Origin of the sequence: Maribacter thermophilus, from assembly GCF_001020565.1 — a bacterium.
GTDB lineage: Bacteria > Bacteroidota > Bacteroidia > Flavobacteriales > Flavobacteriaceae > Maribacter > Maribacter thermophilus.
On record NZ_LDAS01000001.1, the window covers coordinates 2,440,250 to 2,466,038 of the forward strand.

At 40.1% G+C, this 25,789-nt stretch carries 24 protein-coding genes; 14 read left to right on the forward strand and 10 right to left on the reverse strand.

Annotation, left to right across the window (positions count from 1 at the left end):
* Positions 1–4: 4 nt before the first annotated feature.
* From ruvC to AB657_RS10570, 6 genes are all read right to left on the reverse strand, one after another.
* Positions 5–559, reverse strand: a complete 555-nt coding sequence (gene ruvC / locus AB657_RS10545; protein ID WP_047246450.1) for a crossover junction endodeoxyribonuclease RuvC — start codon at positions 557–559, stop codon at positions 5–7.
* A 4-nt stretch (positions 560–563) separates the two neighbouring features.
* Complete coding sequence (locus AB657_RS10550; RefSeq protein ID WP_047246451.1) at positions 564–1,040, reverse strand: hypothetical protein; 477 nt, start codon at positions 1,038–1,040, stop codon at positions 564–566.
* 41 nt (positions 1,041–1,081) lie between these two features.
* Positions 1,082–2,224, reverse strand: a complete 1,143-nt coding sequence (locus AB657_RS10555; protein WP_084696414.1) for a tetratricopeptide repeat protein — start codon at positions 2,222–2,224, stop codon at positions 1,082–1,084.
* Between the two features lie 6 nt (positions 2,225–2,230).
* Complete coding sequence (locus AB657_RS10560) at positions 2,231–3,880, reverse strand: M56 family metallopeptidase (RefSeq protein WP_047246453.1); 1,650 nt, start codon at positions 3,878–3,880, stop codon at positions 2,231–2,233.
* Positions 3,877–4,239: a BlaI/MecI/CopY family transcriptional regulator gene (locus AB657_RS10565; protein ID WP_047246454.1), complete on the reverse strand. Its 363-nt coding sequence runs from the start codon at positions 4,237–4,239 to the stop codon at positions 3,877–3,879. The genes AB657_RS10560 and AB657_RS10565 overlap by 4 nt, the downstream gene beginning before the upstream one ends.
* Positions 4,240–4,376: 137 nt before the next feature.
* Positions 4,377–6,602, reverse strand: a complete 2,226-nt coding sequence (locus AB657_RS10570; protein WP_047246455.1) for a TonB-dependent receptor — start codon at positions 6,600–6,602, stop codon at positions 4,377–4,379.
* Positions 6,603–6,717: 115 nt separating this feature from the next.
* Here AB657_RS10570 and AB657_RS10575 point away from each other — a divergent pair, with 115 nt between their 5' ends.
* Entirely contained in the window at positions 6,718–7,233 is a 516-nt protein-coding gene (locus tag AB657_RS10575) for a DUF456 domain-containing protein (RefSeq protein WP_047246456.1), read from the forward strand.
* Here the strand turns inward: AB657_RS10575 and AB657_RS10580 are convergent.
* Positions 7,230–7,784 (reverse strand): nitroreductase family protein, encoded by a 555-nt coding sequence (locus AB657_RS10580; protein WP_047246457.1) that lies wholly within the window; start codon positions 7,782–7,784, stop codon positions 7,230–7,232. The genes AB657_RS10575 and AB657_RS10580 overlap by 4 nt on opposite strands.
* An 88-nt stretch (positions 7,785–7,872) precedes the next feature.
* A complete protein-coding gene (locus tag AB657_RS10585; RefSeq protein WP_047246458.1) occupies positions 7,873–8,757 on the reverse strand; it encodes a LysR substrate-binding domain-containing protein in 885 nt (294 codons plus the stop codon).
* An 83-nt stretch (positions 8,758–8,840) separates the two neighbouring features.
* Between AB657_RS10585 and hutH the strand changes: the two genes are divergently transcribed.
* From hutH to AB657_RS10615, 5 genes are all read left to right on the forward strand, one after another.
* The gene (hutH, locus tag AB657_RS10590; protein ID WP_047246459.1) at positions 8,841–10,415 is read left to right on the forward strand and encodes a histidine ammonia-lyase; all 1,575 of its coding nucleotides are present in this window, start codon (positions 8,841–8,843) and stop codon (positions 10,413–10,415) included.
* A 9-nt stretch (positions 10,416–10,424) separates the two neighbouring features.
* Positions 10,425–11,675 (forward strand): imidazolonepropionase, encoded by a 1,251-nt coding sequence (hutI, locus tag AB657_RS10595; RefSeq protein ID WP_047246460.1) that lies wholly within the window; start codon positions 10,425–10,427, stop codon positions 11,673–11,675.
* 2 nt (positions 11,676–11,677) lie between these two features.
* Entirely contained in the window at positions 11,678–13,678 is a 2,001-nt protein-coding gene (locus AB657_RS10600; RefSeq protein WP_047246461.1) for a urocanate hydratase, read from the forward strand.
* An 11-nt stretch (positions 13,679–13,689) separates the two neighbouring features.
* Positions 13,690–14,640 carry a formimidoylglutamase gene (gene hutG, locus AB657_RS10605; RefSeq protein ID WP_047246462.1) on the forward strand — a complete coding sequence of 317 codons (951 nt, stop codon included), beginning with the start codon at positions 13,690–13,692 and terminating at the stop codon, positions 14,638–14,640.
* 322 nt (positions 14,641–14,962) lie between these two features.
* Positions 14,963–15,190 carry a hypothetical protein gene (locus tag AB657_RS10615; RefSeq protein ID WP_047246464.1) on the forward strand — a complete coding sequence of 76 codons (228 nt, stop codon included), beginning with the start codon at positions 14,963–14,965 and terminating at the stop codon, positions 15,188–15,190.
* Here the strand turns inward: AB657_RS10615 and AB657_RS10620 are convergent.
* Together AB657_RS10620 and AB657_RS10625 are read right to left on the reverse strand one after the other, a co-directional pair.
* Positions 15,183–16,085 (reverse strand): universal stress protein, encoded by a 903-nt coding sequence (locus AB657_RS10620; RefSeq protein ID WP_047247935.1) that lies wholly within the window; start codon positions 16,083–16,085, stop codon positions 15,183–15,185. The genes AB657_RS10615 and AB657_RS10620 overlap by 8 nt on opposite strands.
* A 116-nt stretch (positions 16,086–16,201) precedes the next feature.
* The gene (locus AB657_RS10625) at positions 16,202–16,837 is read right to left on the reverse strand and encodes a Crp/Fnr family transcriptional regulator (RefSeq protein WP_232304872.1); all 636 of its coding nucleotides are present in this window, start codon (positions 16,835–16,837) and stop codon (positions 16,202–16,204) included.
* 172 nt (positions 16,838–17,009) lie between these two features.
* Here AB657_RS10625 and AB657_RS10630 point away from each other — a divergent pair, with 172 nt between their 5' ends.
* The 8 genes from AB657_RS10630 to AB657_RS10665 all read left to right on the forward strand — a co-directional run bounded on the left by AB657_RS10630 (position 17,010) and on the right by AB657_RS10665 (position 25,783).
* Positions 17,010–19,406, forward strand: coding sequence for a heavy metal translocating P-type ATPase (locus AB657_RS10630; protein ID WP_047246466.1), 2,397 nt, complete (start codon positions 17,010–17,012; stop codon positions 19,404–19,406).
* A gap of 156 nt (positions 19,407–19,562) precedes the next feature.
* Entirely contained in the window at positions 19,563–19,766 is a 204-nt protein-coding gene (ccoS, locus tag AB657_RS10635; RefSeq protein WP_047246467.1) for a cbb3-type cytochrome oxidase assembly protein CcoS, read from the forward strand.
* 6 nt (positions 19,767–19,772) lie between these two features.
* Positions 19,773–21,971 carry a cytochrome-c oxidase, cbb3-type subunit I gene (ccoN, locus tag AB657_RS10640; RefSeq protein WP_047246468.1) on the forward strand — a complete coding sequence of 733 codons (2,199 nt, stop codon included), beginning with the start codon at positions 19,773–19,775 and terminating at the stop codon, positions 21,969–21,971.
* 6 nt (positions 21,972–21,977) lie between these two features.
* On the forward strand, positions 21,978–22,169 hold the full coding sequence (locus AB657_RS10645; protein ID WP_047246469.1) for a cytochrome c oxidase subunit IV: 192 nt from the start codon (positions 21,978–21,980) through the stop codon (positions 22,167–22,169).
* Entirely contained in the window at positions 22,166–23,125 is a 960-nt protein-coding gene (locus AB657_RS10650) for a cbb3-type cytochrome c oxidase N-terminal domain-containing protein (protein WP_047246470.1), read from the forward strand. Before AB657_RS10645 ends, AB657_RS10650 begins: the two co-directional genes overlap by 4 nt.
* A gap of 69 nt (positions 23,126–23,194) precedes the next feature.
* A complete protein-coding gene (ccoG, locus tag AB657_RS10655; RefSeq protein WP_047246471.1) occupies positions 23,195–24,613 on the forward strand; it encodes a cytochrome c oxidase accessory protein CcoG in 1,419 nt (472 codons plus the stop codon).
* Positions 24,614–24,628: 15 nt separating this feature from the next.
* Positions 24,629–25,075 carry a FixH family protein gene (locus tag AB657_RS10660; RefSeq protein ID WP_047246472.1) on the forward strand — a complete coding sequence of 149 codons (447 nt, stop codon included), beginning with the start codon at positions 24,629–24,631 and terminating at the stop codon, positions 25,073–25,075.
* A 3-nt stretch (positions 25,076–25,078) separates the two neighbouring features.
* Positions 25,079–25,783, forward strand: a complete 705-nt coding sequence (locus tag AB657_RS10665; RefSeq protein ID WP_047246473.1) for a sulfite exporter TauE/SafE family protein — start codon at positions 25,079–25,081, stop codon at positions 25,781–25,783.
* Positions 25,784–25,789: the final 6 nt, after the last annotated feature.

The following is a 25,789-nucleotide window of genomic DNA, read 5'->3' on the forward strand; positions in this document are numbered from 1 at the left end:
TTGTTTACTTTTTGACCCTTCCCTCGTTCTGTTTTACGAAAGAAGCCCAACCCGAATATGATTTGCCAACCTCTATTCTACCTTCGTTATAAAAATGACATACGGCAGCAGCCAACCCATCGGTACTATCCAAATTTTTTGGCAGTGTTTTTAGACCCAAGACGCTTTGCAACATTTTTGCTACTTGTTCTTTACTGGCATTACCATTGCCGGTAATGGCCATCTTTATTTTTTTCGGCAAATACTCGGTGATGGGTATTTGTCTAGAAAGCCCTGCGGCCATTGCGACCCCTTGCGCACGCCCCAACTTGAGCATCGACTGCACGTTTTTACCAAAGAAAGGGGCCTCTATAGCTATCTCATCTGGGTGATACGTATCTATCAACTCTATGGTCCGTTCAAAAATGAGCTTTAATTTGGTATAGGGGTCGTTATATTTTTGCAATAAAAGCTCGTTCATTTGAACAAACTCCATCTTTTTACCGACTACTTTTATCAATCCGAACCCCATTATAGTAGTTCCGGGGTCTATTCCCAATATAATCTTTTCGGTACTCAAATTTCTATTTTGTATTTAATTGAACCGGCAACTTGAACTTTGTGCTTACCGGCACACCCCTCTTTAATGCAGGGGCGATTTGTGGAATATTTTTTAAGCTTTGTACAATAATACCGTCAAGCTCTGGCATCTGTTTCATGATTGAAGCATCTTTACGGATGTCGACCACACTGATTTTTCCTTCCGCATTAATAACAAAGATAACATCTACTATAGCGTTTTCATCAGCATCAACGGTAAATTCAAATTCGCTCAAGGTAGCCTCGAAATGACCGGTCAATTTTTGTTCAAAACACTTTTTTTGATTTTCCTTAGAAGCTGTTTCATCGCAATCTAAAAACAGTGGATAAGAATCTACCGAGTTCCAATCCATCTGCCGTAGCTCCTCATTCACAAGTTCTTGGGTCCTTTGCTCTCTAGATTCAAAGAGATTACAAGAGGACAATATTAAACAAACAAGTACAAATAAAATGCGTTGCATTACACCAAAACTATGGTTGAAATTACAACTTTTTAAGGAGTTTACTCTTCTGTGAAATGTATTTCTGTCTTCAATTCAGAAATACGTTTGGCCACTATTTCGGAAAGATACGGCTGTCTTGTGCCATATTGGGCTTTAAAACTTTGATAGTATTCCAATTTTTTTTCGGGTTCTGTAGCCAATTGATCGTACACCGTACAAATATTGTAGTACAACAATGGTTCTTCGGGGTTTTCTTCATGGGCCATTCGATAATACTTAAATGCCGACCGTAGATCTTTTCTTTCTCTGTAAAGACTTGCCAATAGGCTATAGCCTTTGGCAAATATGGGTCTTTTAACGATCATGGCCTTGTTTATAAAAACTTCGGCACTATCCAATTCCTTATTTTTTCTATACACTTCCGCCAAACCAAAATAAGTATCCGAATTTTGGTCGTTTAATTTTAGTAGTTCTTTGTAGGTCTTCTTGGCCTTGCCGAACTCCCAGTTCTTATAATAGCTATAGGCCAGTTTTTCATAAACGTATTCTTTGTACGCCCCCAACTCCAACACTTTTTCTAACCACGGTATAGCCTCTTCGTACTTATTATCATTAAAATAGACCAAAGCCTTTAAGTTCACAAACCCCACATCGTTACTATAAAACTCCAATCCTTTGTTAATGTACAAAAGCGCTTGATCTGGTTGTTTTTTGACCAAAAAGTACTTTCCCAATCGAAATAAGCTTCGCAAGTGGGTGCTATCTAGTTGCACCGCGTTTTTGTAGGCGACCAAACTACTGGCGGGTTGCCCAGATTCCGTATACGCCTCCCCCAAGTAATAATAAAACTCAGGGTTGCCATTACCATTGCTTACAAGTTTGGTAAAAAGCTTGCGTGCCTCGTCAAATAGCCGTGACTTCATATACAATTTGCCCAACTCAAAACTTGCAATGTGCAACGTGGGATCCATGCCCACAACACTTTCATACTGGGCAATGGCCTTGTCATAATTACCAATGGCACTATACGACCTTGCTATTTGTAATAGTGCCCGTGTACTACCTATCTTGGAATATTCGTTGATCGCCAAGGTATAGTTACCCGTAGCATAAAGACTATCTGCGGCCATGATACCTGAGGATTGGGCTTCGCCCTTAAAAAAGCATAATAACACAATTATCCCTTTAACAACCTTCATCATATACGACTATGACAATTTGAATGTTACAGGTATGGAATAGGGTACGTCCACATTCTTTCCGTCGTAATTGCCCGGGGTCATTTTAGGTAGTTTTTTGATAATGCGCTCTACCTCGTTCTCCAACAACTCATGAGGCCCTCTTTTTCTGATATTAATAATACTGCCGTCTGCCGAAATCGTAAACATCACACTTACCCTGCCCTGTATGCCTTTTTCCATGGCCTCTTTAGGATAGTTGAAATTTTTACTGATATGCCTTTGCATCATCATATTAAAACACGCCCTAGCGTTGCTGTTATCTTCACAACCGGGGAAGACAGGTACATTTTCTACATACGAAAAAGGCACCTCTTCCTTGTCTATCCAATAATTTTTCTTGCCAACCTCTGAAGCTACGCCATCCCCCAACCTAAAGGAAATAGGGATAGAATAAACCGTTTTCACGGGCGCTCCATCGTTTATGCCCGGTTGCATCTGAGGCAATTTACCAATAATGCGCTCTGCCTCATCTTCCAACAAAAAATGTGGCCCTCTTTTTTTAATATCGCCTACCGATCCATTCTCATCTATGGTAAACATAATATGTACCCTTCCTTGCAGTCCTAATTCTTGTGCATCCTCGGGATATTTGAAATTTTTAGAAATATGTTGGTGTAACATGGTGGAGAAACAGGCCTTTTTATCATCGGCATCCTCACAATTGGGAAAAACAGGTGCTTCGTCTATTTCGGCAAAAGATACCGCGTTCATTACTGTTTTTAATGCCGTGGTCTCTTCTACACCCCCAAGACCTTCCTTTTCATTTTGTTCACATGAAGTATAAAATAACATACCCAATACCAACGGCACAAGAAGTAAGTACTTTAACTGCCATACTTTTTTTGATTTTGATTTTTGTAACATGACTATTCGTTTTTTGATTAATGATTTTTTAAAAAAATGATTGACAAAGGAGATGTTTCCGGATTCGAATACTTGTGACAATAACAAATTATAATGCGCCTTACGTTCGGTTTTTGGCACATGGGCATCTGCAATAAACTCATGCAACTCGGTTATTCTGTGTTGATATATGTAGACCAACGGATTAAACCAGCCTACAATGCGCATTAATTCGAAGAACAACAGATCTAACGAATGCCGTTGTCTTATATGCACCAACTCGTGGGAAACAATTACGTTATATTCCTTTTTTAATACCTCATCGCCCAAGAAAATAGACCTAAAAAAAGAGAAAGCTTCATTACTATGGGGCAATACAACTTGGGTAAAATGTTTAAAATGCGTGACCTCTCCCTTTCTTCTTAATTGATATAGACGCCATAGTTTTAGTAAAAACCAGAGAGTAGCTATTACTATTCCCGTTAAAAAAAACACTTGTTGCCAAGAAACATGCAAGTCGCTATCCATAGTCGTACCTACGGCAACTGGAGATTGTTCTAAACCCCACAAGAAATCTGAGTAGCCTTGAAAGGTGGCAGGCAACTCTGTACTAAACGCCTCTATTTTCACCCATGGAAGCAACAACGACAATGTATAGGTAACTATTAAATATGCCCTGTTCCATTGAAAGAATGTTTCCTTTTTTAGAAAGAAATCATAAATGACCAAGAACAAAAGTTGAAATGCCATGCATTCTAGAACATACTGTATCATGATTCCTCTTTTTTAATGTCCTTTAAAATGGATTCCAATTCAGAAAGACTCATATCGTTCTTTTTCATAAAAAAAGAAACCATACTTTTAAACGAGCCTTGAAAATAACCGTCTACCAACTTGTTAATACTCTGATTGCTGTAGTCCGACTTTTTCACCAAAGGGTAATATAAATACCCTTTTCCCTCTTGTTCGTGATTCACAAAACCTTTGCTTTCCAATATCCTCACTATGGTAGAAACCGTATTATATGCAGGTTTCGGCTCTGGAAATTTTTCTATTATACCGGCAACATTAGATTTTTCTAACTGCCACAACACTTGCATTACCTCCTCTTCCGCTTTTGTTAATTGCTTCATTTCTTTTCAACTAATTCTTTAGTTCGAATCAAATATAACTAAAAAATTAGTTCAAACTAAAATTTTAGTTAAAAACTTTATAAAAAAACCTAAGCAACGGTTATTACTTAGGTTTCAAGTAAATAAATAGTATCTACTTAAAAAGTTACGGATACCTTTCCTCTTAAATAGAAAGGGGTTCCGGGTGTAAAGTGAATTTCTTCAACAGGATCGGCTTCGTTAAAAAGGCGGCTTTCTGTAGCAAATTGGGTTTCGTTCCAATCGGTATCGAAGAGGTTTTCTACAATGATACCAAAAGTCCAATTTTTAAGACTATAATTAATATTGGCATCTGTTACAAAATAGCCGTCCGCAACGATGGAGTTGTCTTCGTTCGCCGCACGATCATCCACATATCTATAATTAATTCCGCCAGAAATACCATTGGGAGCATCGACCGTAAAACCGCCTGATGTCGTAAAATCGGGTGCCAACGGAATATAATCTTCCCCATCGGGCTCATCGGTACTTCTTGCATGGGTATAGTTACCATCTACATAAAGGTACAGCCAGTCAGCAGCTTGGTACCTGGCCCCTACCTCTAATCCCAACCTTCTGGTTTTTCCACTTGGCTCCACAATACCGGCATCACCGACATACACAAACTCTTGATCCATGAACAAACTCCACAAAGTAGCATTGAGCACCAACTTATCTGCAGGTTTAACAATGGTCCCTAAATCTATTCCATATGCGGCCGGCAATACGTCTTCCCCATTGTTTGCGACCACCACCCTAGTGTCGTTGGAATGGAACCCCATACCCGCCTTTAGAAAAAACTGGGTGTTTAAATTAGGGGTAAAGGTGGTATTGAATTTAGGGCTGAACGCTAGTTTATCTTGACTTTGATTATCGTAAAGCTCACTTAGCTTGTTCACATAATCGAACTTGAAATAATCTAATCGTACCGATGGATTAAACATAAAATCGCCCCATTTTAATTTGGCATCAAAAAAACCATAGGTATTTACCTCATCGATATCCCCATAAGAAATGCTGTTCAGTACCGTCTGCCTGTTCAAGGTATGTGACAATTCGTTATCATCACTATTATCGTATCTAAAACCGATTCCTCCCCTATAGGCCAAACCTTCACTTCCCCAGTTCTTCTTGTAATTTTCATAAATGGTTTCGGCACCTACGGTCATCCTACTTTCTTTTTGCTTTATCTGATCTCCATTTATGGGGTCGTCCAAAAAAAAAGTAAAGTTCGAATACAGTTCAAAATCATACTGAGAAACGTAGGCCTTTGAACGAATAGCCCCTCCATCCTGTAATGTTTTATGGTGATTTAACAAAATATTGGTTCTGGAGGTCTCTCCCCCATCGGTATCATCTATAGACCCAAATCTACTGATCAATCCCTGATCCACGGCACGCTGTGGTATTTGTCCGCTTGCATCCCACTTGCTTGTAAAGTGAGACGCAGTCAACAATAATTCTTGATGCCCGGGCAGCTTATACCTATACCTACCCATAATGTTTACTCGGTTAAAATTTTGTGGCGATTCTACCGGGCCATCCGTCAAATAAAGTTCAGAAGCAATATAGGCATCGCTATTACCTGTATCCATTACATTGAACATACCCAAAAACCTTTGGGTGTTGAACTGTCCGATCTCTACAGAGGCCATATTATTATCGATACTTTTTCGAAGGTGTAGATCTACATAACCGGCCGTGTTAAAATTCCCTTGTTCCGCATAAAAAGGGCCCTTACCAAAATTGATGTTCTCAATGGTCTCCGGTATTACAAAATGTAGATCCGCATAGCCTTGCCCATGCGCATGGGAAACCATATTTACCGGCAAACCATCGACACTAATTGAAATATCGGTACCATGATCAATATCGAAACCGCGCAAGAAAATTTGCTCCGCTTTTCCTCCGCCGGCATGCTGACCGATAATAAGGCCCGGCACCTTTCTTAAAATTTCTTGGGAAGACTTCACCGGACTCGCCTCAACGTCTATATCTACCAACTGGCTCAATACATCTACCTTTGATGTCAATACCACCTGATCCAAAGAAATGGAAGCACTTTCCATAACAATGGAAATAGGCTTCGCCATATCTTCTTTTTTTACCACCCATAATTTGGTTGCATACCCTAAACTTGAGAAATAAATAGAATCGTTAACGCTGGTATTCAGCAATAAAAAATTACCCGAAACATCAGAATGGCTGTGCTGTCCGCTATTCTTATTAAAAACGCCAACATCTTGCAAAGCATTGCCTTCGCTATCGTTGATTACACCTTCTAAATTTTGGCCTTGTGCGGCTATTGACAATAGTAAACTAAAAGCAAACAATGCCCTTTTCATAAATTGCTAAATTTTAATTGTTTATTTTTTTATGATTCGCAAAAATAAATAGAAACTGTACATTTTTTTCAACGATTGTAACAAATCCGATCTATTTTTGTCTAACATTTGTACTATGGATATTGTATTATTACTTCTGGGTTTTATTTGTATGTTAATAGGGATATTGGGCAGTTTCTTACCGGTATTACCCGGCCCTCCGATCAGTTGGCTTGGTTTGCTTCTATTATATCTTACCAAAGCTATTCCGAACAACTGGTGGGTATTAGGTGTTACCTTTGCCATAGCATTGATCGTTTTTGCATTGGACTATGTAATACCCGCCATGGGCACTAAAAAGTTCGGCGGCACAAAAGCAGGGGTAATAGGCACGACCATTGGCTTACTTGTAGCCCTGGTTTTTCCGGTTCTAGGACCTTTTGGCATTATTGTATGGCCATTTGTAGGTGCCTTGGTCGGAGAGCTATTAAATAAAGCCGATAAAAAAACAGCCACAAAGGCTGCTTTTGGATCTTTTCTTGGATTTTTAACGGGAACTTTTTTAAAGTTTATGGTCGCTATTATCTACTTAGGATTGTTTATAGCAACGGCATGGGAGTACAAATCGGCACTTTTTCCCTATTTTAATTAGTCCAACCAAACGGTTTTATCGGAAATAGGACCACGGGGCTGCTCGGGCCACTCTCCATCAAAATGCCCCATATAAAAGAAACCTAGGCATTTTTCACCTTCGGCCATCTCAAAGAATTCGCCCATATGTTTTATTAGACCCGGAGAACTCCAATAAGCCCCAATGCCCATTTCGGTACAGCATAGCCACATATTCTGAACAGCCATAGCCACTGCCGAGATCTCTTCCCACTCCGGCACACTTTCATTAGGGTCGCGCTGCATACAAATGGCTATAACCGCACCCGACTTCTTCGGATTCTCCATCAGTTTTTTAATTTTTACCTGTTTTGGGTTCGGGTCCAATTCTTGATACTTGGCAGAAAGAAATTCTCCCAAACGGTCTTTAGCCTCCCCTTGTACCACCTTAAACCGCCAAGGCTCTGTCTTCTTGTGGCTAGGCGCCCAATTGGCAGCCTCCAAAATCTTTTCTATATCCTGCTTATCTATAGGATCAGTGTTGTACTGTGCAGGAAAAATCGAACGCCTTTTTTGTATCAAATCAAAAATCATATCTCACTTTTTAATTAAGGTAAAAATAGCAGAAAGTCTTTTTAGAAAAATTTATCTAACATAATTTTAAGTCTTAAACCGTTCTGCCTTATTTCAACAAAAGATCTATACAGTTTTTTAATACCGGATTGCTATTTTCTTTTTTCCATATAACGGATAGCAAAGCTCTTTGACTCACATTCTTCAACTCTATAAATTTAATCCCCATTTGAAAACCGTTTTGCAAAGCAGTAGGTACTATCGCTATACCTAGATTGTTCTCTACCAATTTAAAAATCGTCTGTGCGTGCACCGATTTATGGGATACCTTGGGTATAAAGCCCGCATCTGAACAAATACTCATTATGGTTTCATAATAGAAAGGACTGTCCTCTTGCCCGAACATGATAAAATTATCGTTGGCAAACCGCTCCATTCCGTTATACTCCCGTGTCAACATAGGGTAACTTTCTGGTAGTACCAAAGAGAACGTATCCTTAAATACCGTTTGCATATGTAGTTCCGCAGGTACCCTGGACAATCTTACAAACCCCAAATCCAATTCATCTTTCAATACTGCTTCTACTTGTTCCAGATTAGAACGTTCCTCCAACGATGTCTTAATTTTCGGAAACTTATCCCTTAGCTTCACCAAAAGTTCAGGTATTACATTTTGCATCGCAGAACCCAAAAAGCCGATTCGCACCTCACCTGTATCCCCTTCCCCGATCAACTGCAATTGCCTACGGGTTTCCTTTAACTGTTTAAAAATATCTTCGGCCTGTTCTTTTAAATAATGTCCTGCAGGGGTAAGCGATACCTTTTTCTTGTTTCTCTCAAAAAGTTTCGCCTGTAAAATGGTTTCCATCTGTTTGATCTGCCGACTAAGGCCGGGTTGCGAGATAAAGAGTTTTTCCGCAGCTTTTCTAAAGTGCAACTCTTCTGCCACGGCCAAAAAATAAGTAAGATGCCTTAATTCAATTTGAGAACCCATAGTTATTGATTGTTCACTAAAATAGTATTGGTAATTATCAAACTTAACAAATATATTTATGTGGAAAAATAAAAAGTAACACAGTGGCACCAAAAACCTTTAAACTCGGCGAAGACTGGCTAACTGCAGGGATCGCATTGAACATCTGCAACGGAACCACCTCTATTGTATTATCGGAAGCAACTCGAAAAAAGATTGAAAAGAGCTGGAATATTGTCCAGAAAATAGTCGAAAAAGGACATCCTGTATATGGAATAAATACAGGTTTCGGTCCCTTGTGCACCACTAAAATATCCAAGACAGAAACCGATATATTACAAACCAACATCTTAAAAAGCCATAGCGTTGGTGTTGGCAAGCCCATTGGAAGTGAAATTGCCAAGATAATGTTGGTATTAAAAGCCCATTCATTGGCAAAAGGTTATTCCGGCATATCCATAGATACATTGGAACGTATTATATGGCATATAGAAAATAATGCCATTCCGGTTGTTCCCTCTCAGGGTTCTGTAGGGGCATCGGGAGACCTGGCACCACTATCCCATTTATTTCTACCATTAATAGGTTTGGGCAAGGTACATTATGAAGGACATGAAATTTCCACATCTGATTTATTCGATAAAACAGGACTAAAACCATTGGACCTAGGGCCTAAAGAAGGCCTGGCCCTTATAAACGGCACACAATTCATTGCGGCCCATGCCGTAAAAGTGGTAGATAGACTACATGCCGTTTTGTCCCAAGCAGATATTATTGGGGCCATGATGATAGAAGGTCTACAGGGTTCTGTAAAACCCTTCTATAAAGAACTGCACGACCTACGTCCTTTTAAAGGAAACATTCATGTGGCCAGAAGGGTAAAACGTTTGCTCAAAGGTTCTGAAATTATGGAAGACCATGTAGATTGTGACCGTGTTCAAGACCCATACTCCCTTCGTTGTATACCTCAAGTACATGGGGCATCTAGAAATGCATGGCTTCATTTAAAAGAACTATTGGAAGTAGAATTAAATTCGGTTACCGACAACCCCGTCATTATCAATGAAGACCTTACCATTAGCGGAGGTAACTTTCATGGGCAACCCTTAGCCATGGCACTGGATTACGCCTGTTTGGCCGCTTCGGAAATCGGAAACATCTCCGACCGTCGCATTTATTTGGCACTGGAGGGCAACAGTCCGGGTGTTCCTAAATTATTAATGAAAGACACTGGTATCAATTCTGGTTACATGATCCTACAATATACCTCTGCCGCCTTGGCGAGCGAAAACAAAGGATTGTGTTTTCCGTCCAGTGCAGATAGCATACCCACATCTTTAGGGCAGGAAGATCATGTAAGTATGGGGTCTATCGGAGGTCGAAAGGCTTTACAAGTCATTGAAAACGTCGAAAAAATATTGGCCATAGAATTACTGACGGCCGCACAGGCCTTTGAATACAGAAAACCTTTAAAGTCCGGTATCTTTTTAGAGGAAGTACACAAGGAGGTTAGAAAACAAGTGCCTTTTGCTGACAAGGACCGCGTTTTTGCCCATGATATTGAAAAGGGAATTAAAATGATACAGGACAAGACCATTATATCCCTTATTGGAACAATAGAAAAAGAAAAAGGCATCTCGCTAAAAACCAAGTATTCGGAAGAATTTGAAAACTATTAAAATAGCTTCATGAACAAACAAAAACTAATAGGCCCATTTAAGCAACTGTTGACAATGAACGTGTTGCCCTTAAAAGGCGCTCTATCGGATAGTCAATTACAGATCATAGAAAACGGGGGGCTACTGGTTTCCGAAGAAAAGATTGTAGCTACCGGCCTGTACGAATCTTTAAAAAAAGACCATCCCAAAGCAGAAATGTTCGAATTAAAGGGCGATCATGTCTGCCTTCCGGGTTTCATAGATGCCCATACACATATATGTTTTGGAGGTTCTAGAGCCAACGATTATGCCTTGCGAAATTCGGGTAAAAGTTATTTAGAGATTGCCAAAGCCGGAGGCGGTATCTGGGATACGGTGACCCAAACTAGATTGGCCTCCAAAGAGCAACTAACTATAAGCACTATAAAATTGGCCAATCGCCATCTTAAAAACGGAACTACCACTTTAGAGGTTAAAAGTGGTTATGGATTAACCGTTGCCGAAGAACTAAAAATGCTACAGGCCATACAAGATGCCAATGCATTACTTAAAACAGATTTGGTACCAACATGCCTTGCGGCCCATATGCTCCCCAAGGATTATGATGGTAACGAAGTTGCCTATTTAGAGGAAATAAGCACTTTGTTGTTCCCTAAGTTAAAAGAGCAACAATTAACCAACAGAATAGATGCTTTTGTAGAAGAAAGCGCATTCTCCGTAGCACAGATAACCCCATATTTCTCAAAAGCAAAAGAAATGGGTTTTAACATTACCGTACACGCCGATCAATTTACGACCGGGGGAAGCCAAGTGGCCGTAGATTTTAACGCGATCAGTGCCGATCATCTAGAGGCCAGTACCGAAAAGGAAATTGAGCTCTTGGCCAAGAGTAACACCATAGCTACGGCCTTGCCAGGGGCATCTATTGGCCTGGGCTGCAATTTTACCCCCGCCCGTAAACTTTTAGATGCCGGTGCCACCCTTGCCATTGCCAGTGACCACAACCCCGGTTCTGCACCAATGGGAGACCTGCTTACCCAAGCTACGATTCTTGGCACCTTTGAAAAATTGACCAATGCCGAGGTATTGGCCGGTATAACCGTTCGTGCCGCCGCCGCCCTTAACCTTAACGACAGAGGAAAATTGACCGAAGGTCAGTTAGCTGACTTTAATTTATTTCATACCGATAATTACCAAGAAATATTATACAACCAAGGCAACCTAAAACCTTGTATGGTATGGAAAAAAGGTGAATTGGTCTTTAATAAACACAAAGCTTGATCATGGATTTTAAATCTCAAATACTACAGGGAATTCCTTCTGAATTGCCCCCAAAAAAACATCGTTCGAACAAGGTCAGTCATGCCCCTGCAAGAAAGGATATACTTTCTGTTGAAGAAAAAAAACTGGCGATCAGAAACGCCCTGCGTTATTTTCCGGAAGAATGGCATGGGGAACTTTCCAAAGAATTTGCCCAAGAACTAAAAAATTATGGGCGCATTTATATGTATCGTTTTATGCCCGATTATGAAATGTACGCCAGGCCCATTTCAGAATACCCTTCGAAAACACCCCATGCTGCGGCCATAATGCTCATGATACAGAACAATTTGAATCCTGCCGTTGCACAGCACCCCGAAGAGTTGATTACCTATGGCGGCAACGGAGCCGTGTTTCAGAACTGGGCTCAATACCTATTGACCATGCAGTATTTGGCGACAATAACAGATGAACAAACACTACATATCTACTCTGGGCATCCCATGGGACTTTTCCCTTCCTCTAAAAATGCACCAAGGGTCATCGTTACCAATGGTATGATGATCCCTAACTACTCGAGCCCCGATGATTGGGAAAAATACAATGCCCTTGGCGTAACGCAATACGGTCAAATGACAGCCGGGTCTTATATGTACATTGGACCTCAAGGCATTGTGCACGGCACTACCATTACCATTATGAATGCCTTTAGAAAAGTTTTAAAACCTACCGAAAGCACGAAAGGAAAGGTGTTTTTAACGGCCGGACTTGGTGGTATGAGCGGGGCCCAGCCCAAGGCCGGAAATATTGCCGAATGCATTACGGTATGTGCCGAGGTAAACCCCGAAGCCGCCAAAAAAAGATATCGACAAGGTTGGGTAGATGAATTAATAGAGGATATAGATATTTTGGTGGATAGAACCAAAAAGGCCATTGTAAAGAAAGAGACGGTGTCCCTTGCGTTTATAGGGAACGTCGTTATTGTCTGGGAGCGTTTTTACAAAGAAAAAATATTTGTGCATCTGGGATCGGACCAAACATCATTACATAACCCGTGGGCAGGAGGATATTACCCCGTAGACCTAAGCTTTGAAGAAGCCAATCAGCTTTTGAGTTCAGAACCTTCGCTATTTCAGGAGAAAGTAAGAGCATCTTTACGAAGACACGCTGCCGCCATTAACGAACACACCAAAAAAGGCACTTATTTTTTCGACTACGGAAACGCCTTTTTGTTAGAAGCCTCCCGGGCAGGTGCCGATGTAATGGCAGAAAACAACATTGATTTTAAATACCCCTCTTATGTTCAAGATATTTTGGGACCCATGTGTTTCGATTATGGCTTTGGCCCTTTTCGTTGGGTGTGTACCTCTGGTGACCCAAAAGATTTAAAAATCACCGATGCCATCGCACTGAAAATAATGGAACAGATAAAACTAAGTGCCCCAAAAGAGATCCAGCAACAGATGCAAGACAATATTAAATGGATAGCCGAAGCGGAAAAGAACCAGCTGGTCGTGGGATCCCAGGCCAGAATTTTATATACCGATGCAGAAGGAAGGGCAAAAATTGCCGAAGCTTTTAACCATGCCGTTGCATCAGGTGAAATTTCTGCACCCGTGGTTTTAGGTAGAGACCATCACGATGTTAGCGGAACAGATTCTCCGTACCGAGAGACCAGTAATATTTATGATGGCAGTAAATTTACGGCAGATATGGCCATCCACAACGTTATTGGCGATAGTTTTAGGGGGGCTACGTGGGTGTCTATACATAACGGTGGCGGCGTTGGATGGGGAGAAGTCATCAACGGAGGTTTCGGAATGGTTTTGGATGGATCCAAAGAAGCTTCCGAAAAATTAAAAAACATGCTTTTTTATGACGTAAACAACGGCATTTCACGTAGAAGCTGGGCACGGAACAAAGAAGCCATGTTTGCCATAAAAAGAGAAATGGAACGCACACCCAAACTCAAGGTAACTTTACCTAACTTAGTCGACGATCACCTATTACAAGATTTGTTTTAAACGAATAATTTATGCCAAAATACAAACCTACTAAAGCTAATATATATACCGGAAGAACCTCCGACCAAGAATTGTATTTACATGAGAAGATCTTATGTACCGATATTTCCGAACTAAAAAGCAATACCAACAAGACCATAGCACTTTTGGGCTATGAATGTGATGAAGGCGTTAAATTGAACCAAGGTCGCACAGGGGCCGTAAACGGACCCGATGCCATTAGAAAACAATTGGCAAAGCTGCCCAACCATCTTAACAAGAAAACATCTTTTTATGACGTAGGCAATGTAAGGCACGGCGATGGTGAACTTAAGGATACCCAAGCCTTACTTTCTAAAAAAGTAAGCGATCTATTAAAAGCTGGAGCTTTCCCCATTATCCTGGGAGGTGGTCATGATATGGCCTATGGCACGTATAACGGAATTAAAATAGCCAAGGACGATGCCACTATCGGCATTATAAATTTTGATGCCCATTTTGATTTACGATCCGATAAAACCGGTTCCAATTCCGGCACTCCCTTTTTCCAAATAGCAAAAGATTGTCAGGCAAAAAACCTTCCCTTTCATTACCTATGTATGGGGATTAGACAAGATGCGAACGACGCTTCCCTATTTAAGACCGCCAAGGAACTAGATGTGATCTATATACAGCGCGATACTTTTAGAATAGAGTTCCACAATGAGATAAATGCTTGGATAAATGCTTTCATTAAAAATGTGGATCTCGTTTATGTTACCATAGATCTAGATGGTTTTTCCTCTGCATACGCCCCAGGGGTAAGTGCCCCGTCACCTATGGGTTTTACCCCAGATGTGGTCTTGGAAAGTTTAAAGACCATTACGCTTTCGGGTAAGTTGGCAGCTGTGGATATTGCCGAAATGAATCCTACTTACGACGTAGACCATCAAACGGCAAGGCTGGCCGCTTCGTTAATACATGGTATTATACATGCCCATTAGAAAGGAACTGTCATAAACAAAAAAAGCCTCCCTTTAATGGAAAGCCTTTCATTGGTTACTACCGATTTATAAAATCGATAACCATAACTGCCTCAAATGTTGCTTGAGGCACAACACAACAAGACAAAGATAACAAAGGTTTTCAACTTTTGGCAAATAGTTGCGAAATATACATACCTAAAATACCTTTTGAAAGATACCGGTTCAACCATACCCACATGGCACACCAACACATATAGCACTGGAGATCAACAAACTTTATCAAATTTTAAAAAAAAATTAACCCCCTTTTTGCGGAATAAAGCCTAACTTATAATAAAAAATGAAAGCCTCATCTCATGTTTGGGTACTAATGGCCACAATGGCCTTGGTCACCGTTACGATTATGTCAGTCATGGACTTTCCGTTCAACTGGATTTTTTATTGCACCGTACTAGGGCAGGCATTGGTTATATGGATGGTATACAAAGTACTTACCGAAAACTATAGCACCCATAAAATCTTCGATGATTTTTACGAAGATGCTCCCATTGATGAAAGAGTTATTTAGAAAGCGACATCTCATCATGGTTTTTGACCCTGGCGTTCGAGGTCATACCAAGCTCGGGTATAACGAACAGGGGTATTTGCGTATGAAACGCAACCCTTTTTACGATCGGCTCCCTGGTCAACTGTTCCATATAGCTATGCTGATAATTTAACATGGCCAATAAATGAATGCCCATTTCCCTTGAAAAAACCTCCAGTGTTTTTGAAACAGAATTTAATTCGGAAATTGTATGTATGTAGTGCTCAACATCACCCAAATATTTACGTAACATCTCTAGGTTAAACTGTTGCAGCTCTGTTAAATTTTTAATCTCATATTGCACATGTACCACTCTTATGGTAGCCTCAAAAAAATTGGCCAACTCTATCAGCGGCCTTAACTCCGACTTTGTATAAAAACGCGTAAAATCCGTAGCAAAGGCTATTTCTGAAGGTCTTTTAAAATCGTGGTTGTACGGTATGGCCAATACCGGGCAGTCTTTTATTGTTTTTATGACCCCGACCGTATTGCTGCCCATAAACACATCCTCGATGCTACTGGCACCTTTGGTGCCCATAATTACCATTTCTATTTTATACAAGGCGACAGTCTCGACAATTTCATCCACCAACAAGCTAAAAGATGATATTGTTTTAAACTGGTGTTTTTTATTACCGTATTCGTTTCGAATTCTTTCCAACACCTTGGCAAGGCCCATTTTTGAGTATTCCTCGGCACTATTGCTCATACGCCCCTCTTCTAAAGATGTAGCCATAAACCTACTGCTAGATATGGCAGGCGTGTACGTATTCAACAAATAAAAAGTACACTCTTGGTTACGGAACATTGTTAAAGCATACTTCACAGCGTTCCATGCACATTCAGAAAAATCAGTAGGAATCAATACATGCTTCATAGATACCATATTACATATAAACATGGGTAAAAGTATCTCTTCAAAAAAAGTAAAACTATGACATCTATCAGGTTTTCATAAGCACCCGGTAACCCTAAACATACTGTACCTGTATATCAAAACCCTTCGGCCAATTCCTTTAGCGCACGTTCATCTGCGATGCATATTTTTTTTCCTGAAGTCTTAAGAAATCCTTTCTTTTTAAATTCGGATATAATTCGGATACACGACTCAACAGCCGTACCTACAACATTGGAAATATCTTCACGAGAAAGAGTAAGGTTCAAAAAGCCATCTTCATCCTCACCATAGTTATTTTTCAGATAAAGAAAAGCCTCTGCAACACGTTGCTTAACACTTTTTTGGCTCATGTTTACCAAAACGTCGTCGGCTTCCTTTAAATCATGGGCCATATGGCGCAAAACCTCTAAAGTAAAATTAGGATTGGTACGTAGGGTAGAAACAATATGTTCTTTTGGTATGAAGCACACCTCCATATCGCTAACGGCTACTGCACTTAGGTTTACATTTTCTTCCGCAACTACGGATCGTTGCCCAATTACCTCTCCTTTACTGGCCAATTTTACGATCTGATCCTTACCATTGGCACTTAATTTTGAAAGTTTGGATATACCGTTCCTTATACAGTAAACACCATCTAGTTTTTCACCCTCCTCGAAAATGGGTTCACCTTTTTTAATGCATTTGGTAACTTTTGAATCGGACACCTTCTTTAACTCCTCTTTACTCATTGCACGTAAAGAATTGAATTGGCGAATTATGCAACTTTCACACCTGCTTTCCATTTGAAAAAAATTATAAGCGGTGAAAGTAATTATTTCGGGAAAATTAAAAATTGATAAATATCATGTTTTTTAGTACTCTCAAACAGCATCTTTGCAAAAGGGTATTAGCAAATGGATTATGGACAAACAAAATTGTTATCACTGTGGTGACGAGTGTGGTTCAAATGTAATCGAATATGACGAAAAGTATTTTTGTTGTAATGGATGCAAAACGGTTTATGAAATTTTTTCAGAAAACGACCTCTCTTATTATTACGATCTTCAGTCTGGTGCGGGTAGCACTCCAACGGCCATAGAAGGCAAGTACGATTTTTTGGACAACGAAACCATCGTTGACCGGCTAACCGAATTCAATGATGGTAGTCTACAAATAGTAAACCTGTATATTCCCCTTATACATTGCAGTTCTTGTATTTGGGTACTGGAAAACATGAACAAATTAAATCCGTTCATTACCCAATCTCAAGTAGATTTTCCCAAAAAGACCGTTCGAATCACCTATAATAGTAAAGGAATATCATTGAAGCAACTGGCCGTATTATTAACAAAAATAGGATACGAGCCATATATCTCTTTAGATGATTTTGACAACAAGAAAAAAAGTACCGACAGAAGTCTTATCTATAAATTAGGGGTTGCCGGCTTTGCCTTTGGCAATGTCATGTTTTTATCGTTCCCTGAATATTTTGACCTTAGTACCAGCGAGGCATCTGGTGGAGAGTATTGGCTGAACCAATACGAAGATGTGTTCAGATGGTTGATGTTCGCATTTTCGTTGCCCGTGGTCTTTTATGCCGGAGCAGATTATTTTATATCCGCTTACAAAGGATTGCGCAGTAAAATATTGAACATAGATGTACCTATTTCCTTAGGTATTTTGGTATTGTTCTTACGAAGTACCCTTGAAATTATATTTGATTGGGGAAGTGGTTTTTTTGACTCGCTTACAGGCTTGGTTTTCTTTTTGCTGCTAGGCAAGTTCTTTCAACAAAAAACATATTCGTTTTTGTCTTTCGAACGGGATTACAAATCTTATTTCCCTATTGCGGTAACCAAGATTTTTGAAAACGGAAAAGAAGAAAGCACCCAAGTACATGAAATAAAACAAGGGGACAGGCTATTAATTAGAAACGAAGAATTGATTCCCGTAGACGGTATTTTATTAAAGGGAAAGGCAAAAATAGATTACAGTTTTGTCACTGGTGAATCAGTACCCGTGGAGAGGGAATTTGGAGATAAAGTATTTGCGGGAGGAAGGCAAATGAATGGCCCGATAGAAATGGAGGCCTTAAAATCCGTTTCTCAAAGTTACCTCACCCAATTATGGAGCAACTCGGTATTCAAGACCGATAAATCTACAAGGTTTCAAACGCTTACGGATAGTATTGGAAAAAGATTCACCATCGGTGTACTTTCCATCGCCTTTTTGGCCACCGCTTTCTGGCTTTATCATGATCCAAGCAAGGCCATGAACGTATTTACGGCGGTCTTGATCATAGCATGCCCATGTGCTATTGCCTTGGCATCCCCTTTTACCTTGGGCAACATGTTACGGATCTTTGGACAGAAAAAATTCTATCTCAGAGATACGGCTACCATTGAACAATTAGCCCAAGTAGATACGGCCATATTCGACAAAACAGGAACTATTACCACCACCCGGAAAAGCACTGCCACATACGAGGGCATGCCTTTGACCCCAAAAGAGGAATCGCTTTTAAAAAATACGTTACGTGCCTCTAACCACCCGCTCAGCAGGGCTTTATACGACCTCTTGGAAGAGCAGAACATTGTGACCCTAGATGAGTACGAAGAACATTTGGGAAAAGGCGTGGAAGGCAGTAAAGGCAATGAACATATAAAGATAGGATCCTCTAATTTTGTGGGAAACCACCAGGCCGGTGACAGTGCAAATACGGCTGTGCATATTGCAAGTAATGACCTTTACAAAGGAAAATATATATTCCATAACGAATATAGAGAAGGGGTTTCAGAGCTTTTTAAAAATATGTCCGAAACCTTTCAAATAGCCATTTTATCTGGTGACAATGAAGGAGAAAAAGCCAATCTGGAAAAATTGTTACCTAAACTAACCCCCCTCTTTTTCAATCAAAAACCGGAAGACAAATTAGAGTTCATAAAATCACTTCAAAAGCAGCATAAAAAAGTATTAATGGTAGGTGACGGCCTCAACGATGCAGGAGCCTTGGCACAGGCAGAGGTAGGCATCGCCGTCTCGGAGAACATCAATGTTTTCTCCCCCGCGTGCGATGGGATCATGGATGCCTCCAAACTTAAACAACTGTACAACTACATTATGGCTTCTAAAAAGGCCATGAAGATTATAAAATTAAGCTTCATATTGTCACTGTTGTATAATGTAATTGGACTCTACTTCGCCGTTACAGGACAACTAGAACCCGTAATCGCCGCCATACTAATGCCACTAAGCTCCATTAGCGTAGTAGGTTTCACAACAATCATGACCAATCTTATTGGAAGAAAACTTAACTAAAGCATTAAAAAATTATGTTCAATATACTAAACAATCCCTTTTTACAAAATAGCAAAACCCACGAATTTATAGGTGCGTTATTTTATCACAAACCTGATAAATATCATATTTAAAACTAATCGTCAACGGTAATTTTACCCCATAATTCAAAAAGGTATGAGTGTCATTTATATTCTATTGGCCATCAGTATAACTGTTGCCATCATTTTTTTTGTCGCCTTTATTATATCGGTAAAAAACGGACAATACGATGATTCCTATACTCCATCGGTAAGGATACTTTTTGAAGACGAACTTGTCAAGAAAAAAAAGAATTCAAAGAAAACCAAAATAGATACATCAATAGAAATCAATAACTAATCAACTATGGAAGTACAGCAGTTCTATTACGATAATAAAATCGTAAAAAAGTTTATCTACGCTACAATGTTCTGGGGTATAGTAGGCATGTCAGTTGGTCTTTTGCTCGCTTATATGTTTATGTTCCCTAACCTAACGGATGGTATATCCTGGTTAAGTTTTGGTCGTCTTAGGCCTTTACACACCAATGCGGTAATTTTTGCCTTTGTCGGTAATGCCATTTTCGCAGGGGTCTATTATTCTACCCAACGCCTTTTAAAGGCCAGAATGTTCAGCGACATTTTAAGCAACATTAATTTTTGGGGCTGGCAATTGGTTATTGTCGCCGCGGCAATTTCGCTCCCTTTAGGTTTTAGTACTTCTAAAGAATATGCGGAGTTAGAGTGGCCCATAGATATAGGCATCGCCATTGTTTGGGTAGCCTTTGGCGCCAACCTTATCGGCACCATGATAAAAAGAAGACAACGACATTTATATGTTGCCATTTGGTTTTATTTGGCCACGTTCGTAACGGTTGCGGTACTTCATATATTCAATAGTTTGGCATTGCCCGTTACGGCCATGAAAAGTTATTCTGTATATGCCGGTGTACAAGATGCCTTGGTACAATGGTGGTACGGTCATAATGCGGTGGCTTTCTTCTTGACCACTCCGTTCTTGGGCCTTATGTACTATTTTGTGCCTAAAGCGGCCAACAGACCTGTATACTCCTATAAACTTTCCATAGTTCACTTCTGGTCATTGATATTTATTTACATCTGGGCAGGTCCTCACCACTTATTATATTCGGCCCTACCTGATTGGGCACAGAATTTGGGTGTTGCCTTTTCTGTAATGTTGATAGCTCCTTCATGGGGAGGTATGATCAATGGATTATTGACTTTAAGGGGCGCTTGGGACAAAGTACGTACCGACCCAACCTTAAAATTTATGGTAGTGGCCATTACAGGTTATGGTATGGCAACGTTCGAAGGCCCTATGCTATCATTAAAAAACGTAAATGCCATTGCGCACTTTAGCGACTGGATCATTGCCCACGTTCACGTAGGCGCACTTGCATGGAACGGATTCTTGACCTTTGGTATGATCTATTGGTTGGTTCCAAAAATGTTCAAGACCAGGTTAGCTTCCGTTGGTTTGGCCAATTTCCACTTCTGGATAGGAACCTTAGGAATTATACTCTATACATTACCCATGTATGTTGCCGGGTTTACACAAGCCCTGATGTGGAAAGATTTTAACCCCGATGGAACATTGGTATACGGTAACTTCTTAGAAACCGTACACGAGATAATGCCCATGTACTGGATGCGTGCCATAGGTGGTAGTTTATATATTATCGGTGCTCTTACAATGGTTTACAATGTTATTGTAACTATCAGGTCCGGACAGAAGGTAGAAGACGAATTGGCCGAAGCGCCTGCACTTACCAGAGTATCAAAAAGCAGAACCTCTGGAGAAACTTTCCATACTTGGTTAGAGCGTAAACCTATACAATTGACCATTTTGGCTACCGTTGCCATCCTAATTGGCGGTATGGTACAGATTATACCTACTCTTCTGGTAAAATCGAACATACCTACCATTACAAGTGTAACCCCTTACACTCCCTTAGAATTGGAAGGTAGAGACCTGTATATACGAGAAGGCTGTGTTGGCTGCCACTCGCAAATGATAAGACCTTTTAGAAGTGAGGTAGAACGTTATGGCGAATATGCAAAAGCAGGTGAGTTTGTGTATGACCGTCCGTTCTTATGGGGAAGTAAAAGAACCGGGCCAGACTTGTTAAGGGTAGGTGGAAAATATACAGATAACTGGCATTTGAACCATATGTACGACCCACAAACCACTTCTTCCGGTTCTATAATGCCATCGTACTCATGGCTGGTCAGAAACAAGCATGACCGTAGCGATATAAAGGCAAAAATGAGAGGTTTGGCCAAGTTGGGGGTTCCTTATACCGAAGAGGATATCGAGAATGCCGAAGCCAGTATGACGGAACAAGCCATAAAAATAGAGAAGAACCTGTACAGTGACCCAGATTTTGCATCTACCTATGAGGCCGACAAAAAATACGCGGCAGAAAACGGTGAAGATTTCGTAGAAATGCGAGATCGCGAAATCGTGGCCCTGATAGCCTATTTACAACGTCTCGGAACAGATATCAAAATAAAGGAAACAAACGTAACAACCTCTAAAAACTAAGAAGCCATGTTAAAATTCGTAAAAGGATATATGGAAAACATTGAAGGTGTAGCCACCTATCCAATGATATCACTATTAATTTTCTTCGTCTTCTTTGTCGTATTGTTCTGGTGGGTATTTACCGCATCAAAATCATACATCAAAGAGGTTAGCGAGATTCCTTTAGAAAACACTAACCAACAAAATAATGAATTATGAAAAACTTAGGACCTTGGTGGATTAGACTGCCACTACTCTTTTTTATCTCTTTTGGCCTGATGGAGTATTTCATAGACTCCGGTGATCAGCCTGCATTTATAGCGTACCCAATGGCATTAATGTTTTTAGTTTTTATACTGCTATTACTTATAGGTATAGAACTGATCTTGGCGGCCATTGAAAATGTCATGTTCCAAACATTGTCAGAAGAGGCCAAAGAACGTTACCTAGCCTCCAAAAACAAAGGATTTGAATGGAGTTGGGGCAAAAAGATGTACAAAAAACTCCTTGGATCAAAACCTATAGAAGCCGAGGAAGAAATTATACTGGACCACAATTACGATGGTATTCGCGAGCTGGACAACAAGCTACCGCCATGGTGGGTATATATGTTCTATGCCACTATTCTTTTCTGTATTATCTATTTGGTTCGTTTTCATGTGTTTAATGCATACGACCAAGAATTGGAGTACGAGCAAGAGGTTGCCCAAGCTCAAATAGAAATAGAAGCCTATAAAAAAACAGCCAAAGATTTGGTAGACGCCAACAGCGTTACCTTGCTAACGGAAGCCTCCGATATTTCTGCCGGTAAAACAATTTTCGAGTCCAATTGTGTAGCTTGTCACATGGCCGATGGTGGCGGTGGTATTGGTCCAAACCTAACAGATCAATATTGGATTCTTGGCGGGGGCATTAAAAATGTTTTCAACACCATATCTGAAGGTGGTAGAGATGGTAAAGGTATGATTTCATGGAAATCTACCTTAAAACCTGCACAAATAGCCCAAGTAGCCAGCTATATACTAACAGAGATTAATGGAAGTACACCGGCCAATCCAAAAGATCCGGAAGGTGACATTTGGGTGGATCCCGATGCTCCACAATCTGATGAAAAAATAGAACAAGCCATAGATTCTACGGCTACGGTAGCAGAAGACGAAGTTGCTATTAATTAAGATAAACATTTAAAACATTAGTTAACTGATTGCCGAACAAATGGTCGACACCAGCAAAAAGAAAAAGTAATGTCACAGGACCAAGAAAATTTTAGGGATTCCATAGGAACTATTAACGAGGAAGGCAAACGTGCATGGGTCTTTCCTAAAAAACCGAGTGGAAAATACTATAAGTATCGTAAATACGTAAGTTATCTGCTACTTACCTTTCTTTTTGCTGCCCCGTTTGTCAAAATTAATGGCAACCAGTTCTTGATGTTCAATGTACTTGAACGCAGGTTCAATATCTTCGGATTTCCATTTTGGCCCCAAGATTTTCATTTGTTCGTTATATCAATGATTATCGGTGTTATTTTTATAGCACTCTTCACTGTTGCCTTCGGACGTATTTTTTGCGGGTGGATGTGTCCACAGACGATATTCATGGAAATGGTTTTCCGTAGGATAGAGTACTGGATAGATGGCGATCGTGGAGCTCAGATAAAACTGGACAGACAACCTTGGAATGCCGAAAAAATAAGAAAAAGAGCCCTTAAATGGAGTATCTTTTTTATCATTTCGTTTTTAATAGCAAATATCTTTTTGGCTTATCTTATCGGAAGCGATAGACTTATTCGTTACATCACCGATGGGCCCGGGGAACATTTAAGCACCCTGATCTCTCTTCTAGTGTTCACCGCAGTCTTCTATTTTATCTTTGCCTGGTTTCGCGAACAAGTATGTATCATCGCCTGCCCTTACGGAAGAATGCAAGGGGTATTGTTAGACAATAAGTCTATTGTTGTTGCCTATGACCATAAACGTGGCGAGGGTGAAAAAGGAAGAAAAAAATGGCGTAAGAACGAAGACAGAAAAGAATTGGGCTATGGCGACTGTATTGATTGCAAACAGTGTGTAAACGTTTGCCCAACAGGTATCGACATTAGAAATGGAACTCAGTTGGAATGTGTAAACTGTACCGCCTGCATTGATGAGTGCGATACCATTATGGAAAAAGTGAACCTTCCAAAAGGCCTGATCAGATATGCCAGTGAGGACGAGATCACAAAAAAGGAAAAATTCAAATTTACACCACGTCTAAAAGGCTACACCGCCGTACTTGTTATTCTTATAGGTGTATTGGTTGGCATGTTGTTTTTACGAAATGAACTTGAAGCCAACATATTAAGGTTGCCAGGCCAGTTGTACGAGCACAAAGAGAACAATATCATCAGTAATGTCTATACGTATAAACTCGTAAACAAAACAACCAAAGACGTGCCGGACGTACACTTTAAACTACTATCTCACAAAGGCACCGTGAAGCTGGTAAGGAATGAAAATTTCGTAGTTCCGGCCCAAGATTTGGCAGAAGGTACTTTGTTTATAGAGATAAACAATGCAGCAGTTAAAAGCGATAAGGAAAAACTGAAGGTCGGCATATATAGTGGAGATGAACTAATTGAAACCACTACATGCTCTTTTATGGCTCCAAGAAGCTACAAATAGTAAAAATATCATATTATGAAAATAAATTGGGGAACAGCAATTGTATTGGCCTTTATAGGATTTATAGGGTTTATTCTTTTCTTTATCGTAAGAATGAGTACCGATAATCGTGCAAACCACGATTTGGTCACAGAAGATTACTACAAGGCAGAACTAGAGTACCAAAAAGAAATAGATGCCCAAAACAATTCTACCAAGGATGTTGCCCAATTACAGGTAAAAAAACAATCGGACGGGCTACGAATCGAATTCCCAGAAAACCTGTCCCCCGAAAAAATAAAAGGAACAGTGTCCCTATACAGACCATCTAATAAGCAGTTGGATTTTAACTTACCTATAAGTTTGTCCGATAACCATTTGCTCATACCTGACAAACGTTTGTTGGATGGTCGCTGGGACATTAAAATTGCTTGGACCTACCAAGACAAAGATTATTTACACAAAGAAAACATTACCTATTAGATTATGGTTCTTTCTGCCCTCATATTAGGTTTTATGGGTAGCCTTCACTGCATTGGCATGTGTGGCCCCATTGCCTTTATGCTCCCGGTAGACAGAAAGAACAACTTTAAGAAATTTGGACAGATAACCCTTTATCATATAGGAAGGTTATTGGCATATGGCCTTATAGGCCTTGTCTTTGGTTTATTGGGCAAAGGCCTGTATGTTTTTGGCATGCAGCAAAAATTGTCCATTGCCATTGGGGCCATTATGATTCTCTTGGTACTGATTCCCGCAAAGACCCTCAACAAGTATCATATTTCCAAACCGGTATATAAACTCATTTCTAAAGTAAAGACCAGACTTGGCAAAGAATTCAAAAAAAAATCGGCGGACACCTTTTTAACCATTGGCTTTTTAAATGGTTTTCTACCATGTGGCCTGGTATATATGGCTCTATTTGGAGCCATTGCCATGGGCAACGTAGCCCAAGGCAGTCTCTACATGGTTTTATTTGGATTGGGAACCATCCCCTTAATGACCTCAGCCGTATATTTTAGTGGTCTGTTAAAGGCAAACATAAAACAACGCATACAACGTTTAATACCTGTTTTCGTGTTCCTTATGGGATTTTTGTTTATTTTAAGGGGCCTTGGCCTTGGAATACCCTATGTATCGCCCAGGCCGGTAACAGAAGTCATTTCTTCCGAAATAGAATGCCACCCATGAAACTAC